Source organism: Motilimonas pumila (genome assembly GCF_003596335.1).
In the GTDB taxonomy this organism is placed as follows: Bacteria; Pseudomonadota; Gammaproteobacteria; order Enterobacterales; family CBDFNC01; genus Motilimonas; species Motilimonas pumila.
In genome coordinates this window covers 1-15,455 of sequence record NZ_QZCH01000003.1, presented here as the reverse complement: position 1 = coordinate 15,455, position 15,455 = coordinate 1, and the positions used below count along the sequence as shown (strand labels likewise).

Annotated in this window: 16 protein-coding genes and 1 rRNA gene; 10 read left to right on the top strand and 7 right to left on the bottom strand. The window is 45.7% G+C overall.

The features are described from left to right. Nucleotides 1-68: 68 nt before the first annotated feature. Both D1Z90_RS21490 and D1Z90_RS04390 read right to left on the bottom strand, forming a co-directional pair. Nucleotides 69-434 carry a hypothetical protein gene (locus tag D1Z90_RS21490; RefSeq protein WP_198419048.1) on the bottom strand — a complete coding sequence of 122 codons (366 nt, stop codon included), beginning with the start codon at nucleotides 432-434 and terminating at the stop codon, nucleotides 69-71. Between the two features lie 302 nt (nucleotides 435-736). Continuing rightward, nucleotides 737-1,924, bottom strand: a complete 1,188-nt coding sequence (locus tag D1Z90_RS04390; RefSeq protein ID WP_119909535.1) for a BaiN/RdsA family NAD(P)/FAD-dependent oxidoreductase — start codon at nucleotides 1,922-1,924, stop codon at nucleotides 737-739. 411 nt (nucleotides 1,925-2,335) lie between these two features. Between D1Z90_RS04390 and D1Z90_RS04385 the strand changes: the two genes are divergently transcribed. The 3 genes from D1Z90_RS04385 (at nucleotide 2,336) to D1Z90_RS04375 (ending at nucleotide 5,730) form a co-directional block, all read left to right on the top strand. Further along, entirely contained in the window at nucleotides 2,336-3,742 is a 1,407-nt protein-coding gene (locus D1Z90_RS04385) for a metal-dependent hydrolase family protein (protein WP_119909534.1), read from the top strand. Between the two features lie 67 nt (nucleotides 3,743-3,809). Further along, on the top strand, nucleotides 3,810-4,475 hold the full coding sequence (locus D1Z90_RS04380) for a DUF3299 domain-containing protein (protein ID WP_119909533.1): 666 nt from the start codon (nucleotides 3,810-3,812) through the stop codon (nucleotides 4,473-4,475). Between the two features lie 37 nt (nucleotides 4,476-4,512). Beyond that, a complete protein-coding gene (locus tag D1Z90_RS04375; RefSeq protein ID WP_198419047.1) occupies nucleotides 4,513-5,730 on the top strand; it encodes a carbohydrate porin in 1,218 nt (405 codons plus the stop codon). Between the two features lie 60 nt (nucleotides 5,731-5,790). Here the strand turns inward: D1Z90_RS04375 and D1Z90_RS04370 are convergent, their stop codons facing one another. Beyond that, complete coding sequence (locus D1Z90_RS04370; protein ID WP_119909532.1) at nucleotides 5,791-6,159, bottom strand: hypothetical protein; 369 nt, start codon at nucleotides 6,157-6,159, stop codon at nucleotides 5,791-5,793. 166 nt (nucleotides 6,160-6,325) lie between these two features. On the opposite strand from D1Z90_RS04370, the gene D1Z90_RS04365 reads away from it, so the two are divergent. Together D1Z90_RS04365 and D1Z90_RS04360 are read left to right on the top strand one after the other, a co-directional pair. Next, on the top strand, nucleotides 6,326-7,303 hold the full coding sequence (locus D1Z90_RS04365) for a glycosyl transferase family protein (RefSeq protein ID WP_119909531.1): 978 nt from the start codon (nucleotides 6,326-6,328) through the stop codon (nucleotides 7,301-7,303). 97 nt (nucleotides 7,304-7,400) lie between these two features. Beyond that, a complete protein-coding gene (locus tag D1Z90_RS04360) occupies nucleotides 7,401-7,655 on the top strand; it encodes an Lpp/OprI family alanine-zipper lipoprotein (RefSeq protein ID WP_119909530.1) in 255 nt (84 codons plus the stop codon). Between the two features lie 57 nt (nucleotides 7,656-7,712). On the opposite strand, the gene D1Z90_RS04355 is transcribed toward D1Z90_RS04360, so the two are convergent. Next, complete coding sequence (locus D1Z90_RS04355) at nucleotides 7,713-8,657, bottom strand: L,D-transpeptidase family protein (RefSeq protein ID WP_119909529.1); 945 nt, start codon at nucleotides 8,655-8,657, stop codon at nucleotides 7,713-7,715. A gap of 285 nt (nucleotides 8,658-8,942) precedes the next feature. Between D1Z90_RS04355 and D1Z90_RS04350 the strand changes: the two genes are divergently transcribed. The 3 genes from D1Z90_RS04350 to rarD all read left to right on the top strand — a co-directional run bounded on the left by D1Z90_RS04350 (nucleotide 8,943) and on the right by rarD (nucleotide 11,457). Continuing rightward, nucleotides 8,943-10,151 carry an RsmB/NOP family class I SAM-dependent RNA methyltransferase gene (locus D1Z90_RS04350; RefSeq protein WP_119909528.1) on the top strand — a complete coding sequence of 403 codons (1,209 nt, stop codon included), beginning with the start codon at nucleotides 8,943-8,945 and terminating at the stop codon, nucleotides 10,149-10,151. A 111-nt stretch (nucleotides 10,152-10,262) separates the two neighbouring features. Next, entirely contained in the window at nucleotides 10,263-10,427 is a 165-nt protein-coding gene (locus tag D1Z90_RS21250) for a hypothetical protein (protein WP_158587052.1), read from the top strand. 133 nt (nucleotides 10,428-10,560) lie between these two features. Further along, entirely contained in the window at nucleotides 10,561-11,457 is an 897-nt protein-coding gene (rarD, locus tag D1Z90_RS04345; RefSeq protein WP_119909527.1) for an EamA family transporter RarD, read from the top strand. On the opposite strand, the gene D1Z90_RS04340 is transcribed toward rarD, so the two are convergent. Together D1Z90_RS04340 and D1Z90_RS04335 are read right to left on the bottom strand one after the other, a co-directional pair. Then, nucleotides 11,454-12,974 (bottom strand): hypothetical protein, encoded by a 1,521-nt coding sequence (locus D1Z90_RS04340; RefSeq protein ID WP_119909526.1) that lies wholly within the window; start codon nucleotides 12,972-12,974, stop codon nucleotides 11,454-11,456. The genes rarD and D1Z90_RS04340 overlap by 4 nt on opposite strands. A gap of 3 nt (nucleotides 12,975-12,977) precedes the next feature. Next, nucleotides 12,978-13,514, bottom strand: coding sequence for a hypothetical protein (locus tag D1Z90_RS04335; RefSeq protein WP_119909525.1), 537 nt, complete (start codon nucleotides 13,512-13,514; stop codon nucleotides 12,978-12,980). Nucleotides 13,515-13,769: 255 nt separating this feature from the next. Here D1Z90_RS04335 and D1Z90_RS04330 point away from each other — a divergent pair, with 255 nt between their 5' ends. Together D1Z90_RS04330 and D1Z90_RS04325 are read left to right on the top strand one after the other, a co-directional pair. Next, complete coding sequence (locus D1Z90_RS04330; protein ID WP_119909524.1) at nucleotides 13,770-14,225, top strand: DUF3592 domain-containing protein; 456 nt, start codon at nucleotides 13,770-13,772, stop codon at nucleotides 14,223-14,225. A gap of 9 nt (nucleotides 14,226-14,234) precedes the next feature. Continuing rightward, the gene (locus tag D1Z90_RS04325; protein WP_119909523.1) at nucleotides 14,235-14,690 is read left to right on the top strand and encodes a DUF3592 domain-containing protein; all 456 of its coding nucleotides are present in this window, start codon (nucleotides 14,235-14,237) and stop codon (nucleotides 14,688-14,690) included. A gap of 542 nt (nucleotides 14,691-15,232) precedes the next feature. Here D1Z90_RS04325 and rrf read toward each other — a convergent pair. Next, a 5S ribosomal RNA gene (rrf, locus tag D1Z90_RS04320) occupies nucleotides 15,233-15,348 on the bottom strand. Nucleotides 15,349-15,455: the final 107 nt, after the last annotated feature.

Sequence of the window (15,455 nt, the reverse complement as noted above, 5' to 3'; positions counted from 1 at the left end):
CTTTTGTTATCGGCGAGCTTGTTGTCTATCCTTGCGAGCGCTGGGTTTAATCGCAGCGAAAAGCCATCCTATTTATTTTGATAAGCGTAGCCCAAGGACGCGATAACCGGCCCCTTCCCGCTCCAATCAGCTTTGATTAAATCTATCGACATGCCGTGGTTTGCATCCCAAAAACCATAAGCCCAATTGCGCACCACGCTTAGCTCACCGTCAGACTTCCACTTAGCCGCCAAAGTGTTATTCCAGTTCATGCCCAACATGTCGAGGTTAACCCCTTGCAGTATGGTTTCCACTTGTTGAGTGTCCTGCTTCTTGCTGGGTTGTACCGTTCTGGCATTTTCATAGCCAACAATCCCCAGCCATGCCGCCTGAGCGGTTGCCGTTACAAACATCATGCTTAAAATAAGCGCAACATTGACTCGTTGCTTATACATGTTAACTCCGCTGAATATCTTAATTCACAGCAGAATCCCACACATTTAACGATACTAATAACCACTTACTAATGAGTTTTTAGATAGGTAAACACCTTCCCTTGAGGCTTTTATTGGGCAAAACTGGCAGTAAAATGGGTGATTTACCGTTAGCCGACTGAGCTAAACCGCCGAAGCTCGGTGCTTACGGCAAGGCAAAGGAAGGGCGTTTGCCCGTAGATAGTTACGCGCTTTACTTTAACCCAACACCCATCAAGTTAAGCAGCCAAAAAACGCAAATAGCGAGCTTGTAAGCAGGCGACTTATACCGCTAAACCACAAGCAACGCCACTGCTCCAGCACCAGGTAAAATTGTAACCTCCTAGCCAACCCGTTACGTCCATCACTTCGCCAATAAAATACAACCCGGGTACTTTTTTAGCCTCCATGGTTTTAGAAGACAGCTCGTCAGTGTCGACACCGCCTAAGGTGACTTCGGCAGTGCGATAGCCTTCAGTGCCGTTCATAATTAACGGCCAACGATTGAGGTTGTCAGCAAGAAATTGCAAAGGACCGTGGTCAAATTGCTTAAGCGGTTTGTCTTCTAACGCTAAGTGCTTCGTCCAAGCTTCGACAAAGCGTTTTGCAAACCATTGCGACAAGGTGTTTTTGAGGCTTTGATTAGGTGAGTGTTGTTTTGCTTGTTGCAACAAATCATGGGCATCTTGCCCTGGTAAAAGGTTAATGTATATCGCTTCGCCAGGCTGCCAGTAAGAAGACACTTGCAACATCACAGGACCAGATAAACCGCGGTGGGTAATGAGCATGTCTTCAGAAAATTCAGTGCCATCTTCAGCACTGACAGTTACAGGTAAACTAATTCCTGATAATGGTTCAAATATGGCTTTTTCTTTGGCGTGCCAAGTAAAAGGCACTAAACCTGCGACGGTCGGCTTCAAAGCCAAACCAAACTGCTCTGCGATTTGGTAACCAAACGGCGTCGCGCCCAGCTTAGGCATGGATAACCCACCTGTCGCCACAACTACCGCTTTAGCTAAATACTCGCCTTGACTGGTGCGCACGACAAAACCTTGCTCACCTTGGTCTTCAATGGCCAAAATTTCAGTACGAAGCTGAACCTGCGCGCCGGCCCATTCGCATTCTGTTAGCAGCATATTGACGATGTCTTTGGCGTCATTGAGGCAAAATAGTTGGCCATGTTTTCGCTCTTCAAAGTCAATGCCGTGCCGCTCCACCAGCTCAATAAAGTCTGTACTGGGGTATCGCGCTAAGGCTGATTTTACAAAGTGCGGATTGTCGCAGATAAAATTATGAGGCTCAGCCTTGGTATTGGTAAAGTTGCATTTGCCGCCACCGCTGATCAAGATCTTACGGCCTGCCCTTTTAGCGTGGTCAAGCACCAACACTGACTTACCTCGATAGCCCGCTGTGGCAGCACACATCAAGCCAGCGGCCCCCGCGCCAATAATGATCACATCTTGCTGAACCATGTTTACCTACTTCATTCGACATTATTCCGCTGGCTATTCTACTTGGCTCAAGCAGGAAGTGCGAAAACTATCTTGCTACAGCATTTAAAAGCATCAAAACACATCAAAAGATGACAAAAAAGCGTGGCGCGAAATGGCAAAAAATAATGCGAGTTTATTTTATTATGACTTTATCAGCACAGTGCAGCTACAACAAACGTGTAACACGCAACTGATAATAGAAGAAAGAATTAGCATAAACACTCTGGCTTAACGTGTAACAAAGCACTTACGACTAAACTAATCGTAAGTTATAAAATTGTTAACCAAAAGAGTAAATCAGATTAAAGCGCTACCTAATTTGGTTAGAATAGCGACCATCACTTTATATACAAGTGATAAAAATCATACAGTTCAAGAGGCGAGGCCAATATGAAAAAAATTTTTAAGCAATGCACCCTAGCACTAATGGTGACCGGCGCAATGGGCATCACTAGCGTGTCAGCCGCTGAGCAAGCCGCGCAACAAATTCTGTTTGAAAACGTGAGTATCTTTAACGGCGTCGATAACAAGCTCTACCAAGGCCAAAACGTCTTGGTAGAAGGCAATAAGATTAAAGATATCGATGATGACAACATTACCGTAAATAAAGATGCCACCGTGATTGACGCAAAGGGTAAAACCTTAATGCCGGGCCTAATCGATGGCCATGCGCACATCATGATCAACTATAACTTCGACACTATCGAAAAAAACAAAGATATCACCGATATTTCCATCAATGCAGTCACTGTGGCAGAGCGTTTTTTACAAGATGGCTTTACTTCGGTACGTGATGCCGGCGGCCCAGCATTTGGCCTTGCGCGAGAAATTTCAGCAGGTAATATCGACGGCCCAAGGATCTACCCATCAGGGGCTTTTATTTCACAAACTTCCGGCCATGGTGATTTCCGTGACCGCGCCGACGCAGGCTTTACTAGTGCCCGCCACGGTGATGTGTCCAACTTTGAGGTGATGGGTATAGGTAACGTTGCCGACGGTGTACCTGAAGTGCTTAAAGCCACCCGCTTAAACTTACGCAACGGTGCGACCCAAATTAAAATCATGGCCGGCGGCGGTGGCTCATCACGCTTTGACCCTATCGACACAACCCAATATTCGGCAGAAGAAACTTGTGCCATTGTCGAAGCAACCAAAGATTGGGGCACTTATGTCATGGCCCATACTTTTAATGACCGTTCGGTGAATCGCTTATTAGACTGTGGCGTGAAATCGTTTGAGCATGGCTTCTTTATTAGCGAAGAAACCATGAAGCGCATCGCCAAAGAAGGTGGCTATGTTGTGCCACAAATGTGGGGGGTATCACCTGATTTAGCCAAGAACCCGCTGATGCCTGCAGAGAAGCTGCCAATGATCAACGAGCTAACCGCCAAGTATGCCTCTTTTGGTAAAGACTTGGTGAAACACAAAGTAAAAGTGGTATTTGCTTCTGATTACGTCGGTGTTAACTCTGATGCCGAGCGCGCGCGTCGCTACGAAATTTGGTGGCGTACCCAGCAATTTGGCAGCAACTTTGAAGTGCTCAAACAAATGACGTCTACCGCGGGAGAGCTGTTGGCCGAATCAGGCCCACGTAACCCTGCTAAAGGAGAGCTGGGTGTGGTGAAAGAAGGGGCTATCGCTGACTTAATTTTGGTCGACGGTAACCCTCTGGAAGATATCTCAGTTATCGGCGGTACCGAGCAGTGGTTTGATGCTGATCCTGAGTACAAAGAAATCAGCTCAATGAAGCTAGTGATGAAAGACGGGGTGATTTACCGCAACACGCTAGACAAATAATCGCCTAGACCAATCAATTATCACATCTATGCGGTGGCACCTTTGCCACCGCTCTTAGGAGGCCAAGATGCAATACCTTAAAACTTGTTTGTTTGTACTGTTTACCGCCCTTAGCTGTCACAGCCTGGCTAACACCTTACCAACTTGGTATTGGGATAACCTGACTCCTAGTGAAACCAACATTGCCAACAACCCATTTGCGGCACTGAGCCAAGACCAATTATACGACGTGGCCACCCTCATTCGCTTTCGAGAGAAGCAGCAAAACAAAGATTACCAACCCAGTGCTGCGCACCAACGAGAAATTACGCAAATTAAAGCCGAATTAAAAGCAGCCAATATTGATGTCGACGCATTGCAACAAGCTCGCCAACGCATCATGGAGCAACAAGCTAACCAAGCGCGCCAGGTAAACCCTGATATTGTTGGCCAAACAGGTCAAATCCCAGGCTTTTTAGTGCCACTGGAGATGACCGACAGCAAAGTCACCCAATTCTTATTAGTGCCAACCGCTGGCGCTTGCATTCACACGCCACCACCGCCGCCCAACCAAATTGTAATAGTTGACTACCCTAAGGGCTTTGAGCTGGTGTCGATGAGCACCCCCATTATGGTGGCGGGTAAATTAGCTCAACAGTCATTTAATCAAGACGTGCAATTCAGTGACGGTGAAGGTGCGGTAGAAGCGCAATACCATATGCAAGCTCAGCACATTGAAGTGTATCAACCTTAATTCGTTGCAATACTTGCCGTTTTAAAGAGGACTATCCATGAAATCCGTCATCCTAGTAGGCAGTTTGCTCACCGCAGCCAGTATGCAACTGCAAGCAGCTAATTTTGAAAGTCCTGACTCGGTAGACAATACCATCGCTGAGCAAAAGGCAGCCCAAAAAACCTGGCGTGAAGACCTTGCCAGTAAAGGCTTGAGTTTTGGCTTAGATTACGTCATGTTCGGCGTCGCATCTGCCAACGGCTCTCAAGGTAACGACGTAGACAGAGCTTCTGGCGTAGCGCGTTTTTATGGCGCGTGGCAGCTAACCGGCAAAGACACGGGCAATACAGGTAGCTTAATTTGGAAAGTTGAGCATCGACATAGCTACACTCAAACCGCACCTAAAAACTTGGCATTTATTGATGATGTGAGTGGCGGCCCAGAGGGCTTAGGCTACGTGGGTATGATAGGCGCAGCTTATAGCGACCAGGGCTTTCGAGTCACAAACCTGCACTGGAAGCAAAAATTTAACGGTGGCCGCACATCCTTAATTGTAGGCTGGCAAGACGTCACCGACTACGTCGATACTTATGCCCTTGGCAGTCCTTGGACCGGTTTTCAAAACTTGGCGTTCCAAACCGGCGCTGGCGCCATGGGGTTACCCGATGACGGTATACTGGCGATATCCGCTGGGCACATGCTCACCGACAACTTTTACGCCGTGGCAGGCATTGCCGACGCCAATGGTCAGTCTGACGATATTTTTGACGGCTTTAATACCGCCTTTAACGAAAGTGAGTTTTTAACCACTTTTGAGCTTGGTTGGACCGCTTCTCAAGAGCAAATATATACCGACAATGTGCACGTTACCGTGTGGGATTTTGGTGAAGATACTCGCCACAGTAATGCGACGGGTGAAGGGGGCAAAGGCATTAACTTTTCAGCCAGCTATTTCGTTACGCCGCAAATCATGCCATTCGTACGAGCAGGTTTCTCAGAGGGAGATGTCGCCTTATACGATAAGTCTATCAGTGTAGGCGTCGGCTATTTTGGCTTAGGTAAACCAACCAATAATCTGGGCTTTGCGATGAACTGGGCTGAAACCAATGAAGTAGCATTTGGCGGCGATAAACAATTTACTGCTGAGTTATATTACAACATGCAATTTGGTGATCATGTGCAAATCACACCAGACATTCAATATATCAAAGATCCTGCTATGTCGAACGAAGACGATGCATGGGTAGTGGGCTTGCGGGCAAGAATTTTTATTTAATGCGTCATTTAGTATTTAGGGAAAAGCCTTGCTGGCTTTTCCCTCTAACACGTATCAGCTTTAGTCTTCTTTATTTGCAACGCTTAACGCTTTAATGCCTTCGCGAATCAAACCGACACCTTCTTTGATGATCAATGCACCAAGACCAATAAACTTCACACACGCATAGATAAACACCACTACCACAATCACTTTTATCACTGCTTGGAAAATCTGGTAAAATTCAATGTTGACTTGGTTTGCCAACTGCTCAGACCCCATCATTAACCAATTAAACAATTCCTGCATAAACGGTGCTTGCGCTGGCATTGTAATAATGGCGAGGGCACTCGGTAGCACGTAGTAGATGAGGTACGCTCCAAGCGCAATCAAAACAGAACCAATAATAGCACTGACCATCAGTCCCAATTTCTGATTAGTGTTTGTCATAATGTTTCTTCTATCCTAAAGATGGTTATTTCATTAACAGTGTGTGAGTATCCCAGCTTATCTACAAAATGAAAGTAAAAAAGGCGACTTTTCAGATCATTGCTGACAAAAAAGTAAAAATGCTATTTAATTCCCATTCTCTATTTCTGCTGTTTAAGGAAACCTCATGTCTGCATTTGCCGAGCTAATTAAGCAAGTTGGCCGCGGAGAAAAAGGCCGCCGACCATTAACTCAAGCCGAAGCCCATCAGGCTATGCAACTGTTTTTAAAAGGCGAAGCTAGCTTATTGCAAATGGCTGTATTGTTAATGTTACAACGTGTCCGTTGCGAAACGGCAGAAGAAGCAGCCGGTTACATCAGCGCCTTGCGCGAACATTTAGACCCGCAATGGCAACAATTGCCTGCAGACATTGACTGGCCCTGTTTTGCCGGCAAAAGACGCCAACCGCCTTACTTATTGTTAGCTGCAAAGTTGATGGCGCAACAAGGCTACAAAGTACTATTAACGGGTCACAGCACGGTGGATTTAGTTAAATTTCAAGTTGTGACCGCCTGTCCACACCTCAATATTGGCCAAGCCACTGACTTTGCAAGCGCCAAGCAATTGCTCATGCAAGACAATATCGCTTACTTACCATTAACGGCCTACTGTCCCGTTATGGATGAACTGCTCGCACTGCGAAGCCAAGTAGGGCTACGCACACCACTCAATACCGTGGCTCGAGCGCTTAACCCCGCAGCGGCACCTTTTGGCATTCACGGTGTATTTCATCAAGGTTATGAAAAAATTCACGCTCAAGCGGCAGCATTGGTTGGCGACCAAAATATGATTTGCTTTAAAGGTGAAGGCGGAGAAAGTGAACGCAACCCTCGCACGGCTTGCCGGTTGTGGGGCGTTGAACAAGGCGAAGTCTTTCAGCAAGAATGGCCAACTTTGCTCGAAGGTGAGTCTGGCAAACACGGTGATATCAGCGGCGAATTTCTCGCAGCGATGTGGCAGGGGGACGTGACCAACAATTATGGTGAACACGCGGTCATTGCCACCACAGCTTTATTAGTAAAACAGCTTAATTTAGTGGGATCACAGGCAGAAGCCATTGATTTGTCGAAGAATTGGTGGGAGAATCGCCATGGCAACTCATAAACTCACTGAATTTATGAATTAATGCAACAACTTAAATCATGTGTGCCATACTTTGTATGCAAGATCTAAGTCACTATATATAACCGGAGATGACATAATGAAACGTAAACTTATGACTGTTGTTGGTGCTACTTTAGCTTTAGGTATGGTTGGTTGTTCTAACACAGCTGAGATTGCAGAACTAAGCGACAAAGTTGATATGCTAACAACTGAAGTAAGCTCTCTGAAAGATCAGCAAGCCGTGTTAGCTGGTGAAGTAAGTGATGCGAAATCTGCCGCTATGGATGCTAGCAGCGAAGCAATGCGCGCTAATGACCGTATCGACAACATCGCTGGCTCTTACTCTAAGTAATGAGTCTTCAGTTAGCATCACCCAAGTGATGCTAACTGCATTTCCCAAGCATCAGCTTTAGAACAATTCCTCGTTATATTCGATTTCTTCTACTTCCTCTACCTGCTTGGTGCCTAAGACTAACGGTAAACCGTTCATTTTATCAAAAGCGTTAATAACCGCAGCTACGTCCGTTTCATGCTCAGTCACAAAAGCAATCATCTCGTCGCTAATTTCTAACTGCTCTGGTTCGCTGTCTTCGGTTTTTGATAATGGTGAATGTACTTCAACAATGATCTCACCGCTGGGCTCAACCGAACGCTTGACAGGCTCGTTGATAATCTTCACCGAATCACCTTGCTTCACCTGATTAAACAACCACTCTATGTTGGGTGGCTCTAAGCGAATACAGCCAGCACTTACACGCATGCCAATACCAAAATCTTTATTGGTGCCATGGATCAAATATTCACCTCGACCATAAGCTAAGCGCAGCGCGTACAAACCTAATGGGTTTTCTGGGCCTGCTTGTACCACGGCCGGTAAAGTAATGCCTTTGGCTGCGTATTCTTTACGGGTATTGGCAGTTGGCGTCCACGTTGGATTAGCCCGTTTATTACTGATAGATGTGGTCATGACTGGTGTAGCACGGCCAATGCGGCCGATGCCGATAGGAAACACGCTGACTTCTTTACCACCGCGGTGGAAGTAATACAAACGCAACTCAGCCAAGTTGATCACTATGCCTTTACGTTTAACGTCGGGCAACAGCATCATGGTCGGAATAATCAGCTGAGTACCGGCCTCTGGTAAGAATGGATCAATACCAGGGTTCGCCTCCATCAACTCCAACATGCCGATACCATAAATACGTCCAATTTCATGGAAGTGCTCGCCACGTGTTACCTCATGGGTTTGCAGCTGCCCAATCAAGCGGCTGCCATCCTCTGGAATAAGGTACATATTGGCTTGTGCTGGCCACGCCAAAATTAGCCAGGTAAAAAAGGGAAAAATATATTTCATTGTGTTCCAGCTTACGGCCGTTGGCACGGCCGGTTTCTTCAATATCTTTATTATGTCATAGACTATCCCAGACTGCCGTTTGGGTAATCCCCTATTTCTAAATAAGCTAAAAAGCTTATCATTAAATCATGAATTCAAGCATGAATTCCTAATCTCTCTTCCTTCTTCGCCGGTATCCTAATACCGGCATTTTTTTGCCTGCAGAAAAGTAACCGACAACGCGCAAATAGTTGCAGCCAAGGCTCACACCTTCTATGATCCGGGCTCACCTAGTTAGGAGCTGTTATGTCTGCTTTATCGATTCGTCAAGCTGAGTTCGTAACTCAGATTTTAAGCCATGTGTTATCTCAATTTACATCATTGGATCGGGCTTACTCCCAACACTTTGCTAATCAAGCCCTTAGCTCAAGCGACAAAAGCCTAATCAGTCAGTGCTGCGGTGATATTATACGCAGGTTAAACCTATTTTGTTATCTCGCTGATGTGCCACAAGATGAAGCCAGCGAGCAGCCGGAAAAACTGCTGACCGTTTGGCACTACCTTCAGCAATTAGACGCCCCTATGCTACTCAAGCAAGCCATGCTTAATCGCGCTGAATTCGACGAACGCCTTGCCCAAGCAAAACAACAATCACAATTATGGCAAGGTTGTCCTGATTGGCTAGAATCTCTTGGTCAGTCACAATTAGGGGCTGCTTGGCCAAAAGAGCGCGAGGCCATGGCACAAAGGCCCGGTCGCTTTATTCGAGTGAACACCTTAAAAACCACTTCACACGAACTGCAAGCTTCGCTACAACAAGCAGGCATTGCCAGTGAGACTGTGGCAGATGCACCTGAAGCTTTAAGCATACTCAGTGAAGGGGCGCTGTTTCAAACTGAGGCATACCAGTCAGGTTGGTTTGAGCAACAAGATGCGGGATCACAGCTTGTTGCCGCTGCTTTAGACGTAAAACCCGGCATGAAGGTGTTTGATGCTTGCGCCGGAAATGGTGGCAAAACTCTAGCCCTCGCAGCAGCTATGCAAGGCCGTGGCCGCTTACTGGCTATGGACGTAGAAGAATGGAAACTGAAAAACCTAAAACAACGGGCTAAACGTGCCGGCGCGCATAATGTTGAAACACGCTTAATCGAAAGCAGCAAAACCATCAAGCGTCGTAAAATGACAGCAGACCGACTCTTGCTGGACGTGCCTTGCTCTGGGCTCGGCGTGTTAAAGCGTAAACCTTTAGCCAAATGGCACGATACCGCCGAGCGCTTAGGTCACTTAACTCAACTGCAACAAGATATTCTGCAACGGTACAGTCAGCTGCTCAAAGTAGAAGGCATTTTGGTTTACGCGACTTGCTCTATTCTACCGATTGAAAATGAATTACAAGTGAAGCAATTTCTGCAAAACAATCCCAACTTCACACTTTTAGAGCAACAAACCATCAGCCCATCTGAGACAGGCTTTGACGGTTTTTATTGGGCTAAAATACAACGCCAACAAGCATGACTTAAGTAATAAAATTACGCTTAATGAGTGTTTCGGTAATAACCCATATACCAGCGTTTTATCACTGAGTTAGATATAATCACCCTTGAAAAACAACTAAGGGGGTGACGTATGAATAAGCTCTTTTTAATGTTCGAAAATGGTTGTAAACATTCATTTTTGTGTTTGCTGCTTTTGGTTGTTTTTATTTGGTTGTCGCCTTGGCAAACCACTCAATTACTCAGTCCATTGTGGCAAGGCTTTACCGACTACATACAACTCCTCATGGTGCCTTAAGTGTGTTTAACGGGCATGCCTGCTAAGGATCTTGGTAAAGTACAGTTTGATACATTAGCCAGCGACCACCGGGCTGGCTAAATGTGCTTTTTTTGATAAAATAAGCAGCCGACCCGTCTAATAAGACACGACCATGCCAGCTCAAACGCCGAGTGAAAAAAACAAAGGCATTATCTTCGCCTTATGTGCCTATACCTTCTGGGGCATTGCGCCTATATATTTTAAAAGCCTTGAAGGTGTTCCCGCTTATGAGATTTTAAGCCACCGCGTTATTTGGTCATGCTTATTATTGCTCGTGATCATTATTGCACTGAAAGGCCGTGCCCGTCTTGTCGCCGCATTGAGACAACCCAAACTTGTGCTTGGCTTATGTTTAACTTGTTTGTTGATTGCTTGTAATTGGTGGATTTTTATTTGGTCAGTCAATAATGACCGTATGCTGGACGCAAGTTTGGGTTATTTCATCAATCCCATTATCAATATTCTGCTAGGTTTTCTCTTTTTAGGGGAACGCTTACAAGGTAAACAACAGCTCGCAGTCGCACTGGCCATGACAGGGGTATTAATACAGCTGGTTACTTTTGGTGCCCTGCCTTGGATAGCCCTCGCCCTTGCATTTAGCTTTGGCTTTTATGGCTTACTGCGCAAACGGTTGGAAGTGGATGCCATGACAGGATTGTTTATTGAAACTACCTTGTTGCTGCCTGTCGCGCTATTATATTTATGCTGCTTTGCCACAAGTGACAGCGCAAACCTGACTCAAAACCCCCTATCATTAAACGTATTATTATTTGCTGCAGGCGCGATAACCACTATCCCACTTCTATTATTTGCGGGGGCAGCAAAGCGAATGGCGCTTTCTACCTTGGGTTTTTTCCAATATATAGGGCCGTCATTGATGTTTATGCTGGCGGTTACTTTTTATGGCGAAACGTTAACCGTGAGCAAAGGCCTCACTTTTGGTTTTATTTGGTCCGCTTTGCTGGTTTATAGCTTGGCAAGTGTAAAGAAAAAGCCGATCAACCTTTAATGAGACACTTTGGCAAATTGGAGCAAGTGCTCGGTCTTGATATCTACGGGTAAATCAAGATTGAGCCAGGTCGTTATCCAAGTTTGATCTTGGCTTTTTAACAATACCGCAAGCACTCGTTCGGCTTGTTGATTGCTCAGCCCCGTTAAGTTTTGCTTAGGTATGTTTTGTTGCTGTGATAGTTGAATCATTACGGGCACAAAGCCTAGCTCACTGCGAATATCTGTAGGACTATTTTGATATAGCTCCTGTAAACGTTCAGTGACGGCTTGTGGATTTTCAGGTTGCCTAAACAGCCTCATCAAATGGGCTTGACTGAGGTTTTGATAAACTCCCAAAGAACTCGCCTTGATCTGCTCATTGAGCCAAATGTCCATCAGTTCATGAAACCCTATTTGTTTCTCTGCCGCTTGCCTTGCTACTAAGTAGTCTTGATATGACTGCTCCAGCTTAGCGAGGTATTGCGAGTCTTGGCTATGCCAATATTGAAACAAACTGATATTGCTCAAACTGTGAGCTTGATTGAGAGGGGTTTTAAATAATGGGTGTATTTGAGCAGCCGGGCCAAATACCTGTTGCGCTAATAAATAACTCTGTAGCAACAAATACAGCTGCTCTTTCTGCTCTGTCGCCTTGAGCGTGTCCACGCTGGTAAGACTAAGCCCTAGCAGCTGCTCACTGAAGGGGCCAAACTCAGGCGCAGAGGTCAGCATCGCCACAAACGTCTGCGCCTGCTGTAAAGGGTCAGCTATTGCCTGAGCCACTTTAATGCCGTCTTTTACTCGCTGGGTTTGAGCAAGGGCTACCGCTTGTTGGCTTTGGTTATCGGCTAAACGGATACCCCACGCTTTACTCAGTGCAGCCACGTCTACCTGAGACTCGGCCAAAGTGAAATACGCTTGAGCACAACTTGCGCGGTCTTTTTGATTTAACTGCTGTTCGAGTAAATCGGTTATCCTCGACGCCCAATATTGCGCATCGTGCTCCGCTTCTACCAGCCCAATAGCTTGGTAGGCTTGGCATAATAACCGTGCTTCAGTTTCTTTTGCGGTTAGGTTTAACAAAGTAGGTAATACTGCCGCCCGTTCGGGATGATCAGGTACCCGTTGCAAACCTTGCCAAATGGTTAATAAACCACGTAGTTGCGCAAATTCAGGCTGCTGTTCATTGAGCCTTAATGCCAAACTAAAATAATCAATGGTTTGCGTGGGCGCAGTAACATGCCCCGCCCCCTTGGCGTTAGCGTGTAAAACCCGCGCTTCGATATTGCTCACATCAAATGGGACGCCTTGACTGAGCTGCTTAAATACTCGAGTCTCAGGAAACTGTTTTTGTAATTTGGAAACATCACTTAAGGCCGAGTAATAGAGCCGCTTTCTTGCTACATCCGTTGTGGCACTTTCGGCTTGCTCTATTTTGTCCAGGGCCAGATGTAAGCGGTCTTCAGCCAGAGATTCTGGATCTAAACACGCCGACAAACTGGCTATAACACAGACTAAGGTCAGCTTTTTTAGCATAAATTACTTTAAGTTATTTTTGGCAACAGGAATAAACCTGACTTCTTTACGCGGTAAAGTAAACTCTTCTGGAAGCTGTGGCAATACCGTCTTGAGATCATCCAAATTTTTAATCGCGTTACTATCAATAAATAGCCACCCTTTATCCTGTTCTCGCACCGCCAAAAGGTAGCTATTTGTTTCAACCCTGCCAGTGCCACTGGTTAGTGCCAGCTCGGTTGGCACGACAACCACTTCGGTGTTAGATAAGTGATAATAGTGCGTCGGTTCATTAATTTTAAGGCCCGCAATTTCAACGCCGCGTTCGTTCAGTAGGCGAACGGCTTCATAGGCAATATCTTTAGCCATGCTCGGACCGCCAATTTTGGCAATCATTTTCGGGTGAGTCATCGCAATTACCCGTTGATAATCGGCTGACATCGTCGCTTTGCTCAGTTCATTAGCTCGCTCTGTAACTTGTGATTTCACTTCATCAGGCACGCTACTGGCTTTTAAAGGCGCAGCAATCGCGAGGGTTAATAAGATCAATATACGTAACATGAAACATTCCTTTGTATTTTATTAAGCATACTTAAACATTGTATCCCTAATACAGCTGTCGCTCATTAAATACAGATCACATAGTTGATATGCCTCGCACTTAGCTTGCTATCCTATTGAATATTGGTTACCAAGCTTTAACAAGGTAGTAAAACTTTTTACTGGCATAGCGACAAACCGGATTTAAATAAACGCAACTAACGACAAGGCACGCCCAGGTAAGTACAATATCGGCGAGTTAAAATAGGAAGTATTATGGAAAAAATATACTTAGGTTGGTTGTTTATAGCCGGCGCTGTGCTTGCATTGCTGCCTGTGGCTTACATGTTGTTTAAAGCAATAAAAAGCAAGGGCTGGCCCACTCGCATGGCGATGATTACTTATAACAGCTTAGCGGTGAAAAAAGCGGGGTATTGGCAAGGGCGAACCGCTTTGGGAGGAGATTTAATTAAATACCGCTACAACGTGGAGCGAGTAGATTACACCGGCAATCAAATTACTGCTGCGGATTTAGTGATCAAATTGATGGTGGCCAGTGACGGCGTACTTGAGCACTACCCCGAACAAACCATGATAGAAGTCGCCTACAACCCCAACAAGCCGCATCAAGCATTATTACAACCCGGTTTGACAAGGTGGAACCTGATACCTCTGATTACTATTTCCATTTTCTTTGCCGCAGGCTACGCCTTAATAAATGGCTTACTTTAGGAGTTTTACATGAGTGATATGAACCATTTTGTGCCAGGCCATGGTAGCGAGTCAAACGTTGCAAGGCTGATGGTGTTAATGTCATTATTTCTAATCATAGTACCAGGAATCATCGCCATCAATTCCGCCAGGCTTCACTTTGGTGGCATAGTAACGCAATCGACCGTGCTTGAAGTTAACAGCGTAACTTTCACTGATGAGGCCACAGAGGAGACTTGGGTGGATCAAATACCTAAAGTATCTTTCACCGCTGAAAATGGGAAAGAGTATCAAGTGGATCTCTTGCCATATATTAAACCGCCTGCGGTCGGTGATCAGGTCGAAATTATCTATCTAGGGTCGGATCCGACAACAGCCCTACCAAATGCCTTTGATCGAACGCCACTTTATGTGTGTATATTCTTCATCGTAATTGGTCTAATTATCTTTATGCGCGCGGCGAAGGCACTACGACAACGTTACTAGCCTTTAGCAATAAAAAGGCAGCGAGAGCTGCTTTTTTTATATCCCAGCATCGAGTCAATACACTTTATGACCGTAAACTGTTAACAACCATAATAGTCAACACAGCTTCCCCAGTTAACCGCAGCGTCCCTAAATACTCATCATTAAATGCTTGCTCCAAGCGAGTGTGACCTTCTCTGTAACATCAGTTTCTTTACCAGCTTGGCGAATGCCCTGAAACAACTTAACGCCAGATACTGGTCATAGTCTATTACCAGTATCTGGCTTACTAATATTGGGTTAACGATGAGTAAGCGTGTGGTGCACATACGCAGGCAGAGTATGGAGGAAAGTGATCCACGAGATGTGCGGATAAAGGAAGCTGACAAGACTGTACCTGATACATACTTATGCAGAGCATGCTATTGCAGACAATATACATATCAGGAACAAATAGTTAGCCGGGGCTGGCACTCATGCAAGAGGCTCAATGGTACGTCGTTAACTTTTCTTCAGGCATAAAAAAAGGCCATCCGTCAGGATGGCCTTTTCTCTAATTCAAAGCTTGGCGGTGACCTACTCTCACATGGGGAAACCCCACACTACCATCGGCGCTACTGCGTTTCACTTCTGAGTTCGGCATGGGATCAGGTGGGGCCACAGCGCTATGGCCGCCAAGCATAAACTTTAATTCGGAAAGCCGCTATCAGTTCTCAAACTTCTCGTTCACAAGCACTTCGTAATTCTTTGGCTTCAACACCGCTTAGGTGTTGTATGGTTAAGCCT

Excerpts from the sequence above, each read along its gene's own strand:
- D1Z90_RS04370 (WP_119909532.1), bottom strand. The coding sequence starts at position 6,159 with ATGACAAACACTAATCAGAAATTGGGACTGATGGTCAGTGCTATTATT.
- D1Z90_RS04355 (WP_119909529.1), bottom strand. The coding sequence starts at position 8,657 with ATGAAATATATTTTTCCCTTTTTTACCTGGCTAATTTTGGCGTGGCCA.
- D1Z90_RS04365 (WP_119909531.1), top strand. The coding sequence starts at position 6,326 with ATGTCTGCATTTGCCGAGCTAATTAAGCAAGTTGGCCGCGGAGAAAAA.
- D1Z90_RS04375 (WP_198419047.1), top strand. The coding sequence starts at position 4,513 with ATGAAATCCGTCATCCTAGTAGGCAGTTTGCTCACCGCAGCCAGTATG.
- D1Z90_RS04330 (WP_119909524.1), top strand. The coding sequence starts at position 13,770 with ATGGAAAAAATATACTTAGGTTGGTTGTTTATAGCCGGCGCTGTGCTT.
- D1Z90_RS04340 (WP_119909526.1), bottom strand. The coding sequence starts at position 12,974 with ATGCTAAAAAAGCTGACCTTAGTCTGTGTTATAGCCAGTTTGTCGGCG.
- D1Z90_RS04325 (WP_119909523.1), top strand. The coding sequence starts at position 14,235 with ATGAGTGATATGAACCATTTTGTGCCAGGCCATGGTAGCGAGTCAAAC.
- D1Z90_RS04335 (WP_119909525.1), bottom strand. The coding sequence starts at position 13,514 with ATGTTACGTATATTGATCTTATTAACCCTCGCGATTGCTGCGCCTTTA.
- D1Z90_RS04385 (WP_119909534.1), top strand. The coding sequence starts at position 2,336 with ATGAAAAAAATTTTTAAGCAATGCACCCTAGCACTAATGGTGACCGGC.
- rarD (WP_119909527.1), top strand. The coding sequence starts at position 10,561 with ATGCCAGCTCAAACGCCGAGTGAAAAAAACAAAGGCATTATCTTCGCC.
- D1Z90_RS21490 (WP_198419048.1), bottom strand. The coding sequence starts at position 434 with ATGTATAAGCAACGAGTCAATGTTGCGCTTATTTTAAGCATGATGTTT.
- D1Z90_RS04390 (WP_119909535.1), bottom strand. The coding sequence starts at position 1,924 with ATGGTTCAGCAAGATGTGATCATTATTGGCGCGGGGGCCGCTGGCTTG.
- D1Z90_RS04360 (WP_119909530.1), top strand. The coding sequence starts at position 7,401 with ATGAAACGTAAACTTATGACTGTTGTTGGTGCTACTTTAGCTTTAGGT.
- D1Z90_RS04350 (WP_119909528.1), top strand. The coding sequence starts at position 8,943 with ATGTCTGCTTTATCGATTCGTCAAGCTGAGTTCGTAACTCAGATTTTA.
- D1Z90_RS04380 (WP_119909533.1), top strand. The coding sequence starts at position 3,810 with ATGCAATACCTTAAAACTTGTTTGTTTGTACTGTTTACCGCCCTTAGC.
- D1Z90_RS21250 (WP_158587052.1), top strand. The coding sequence starts at position 10,263 with ATGAATAAGCTCTTTTTAATGTTCGAAAATGGTTGTAAACATTCATTT.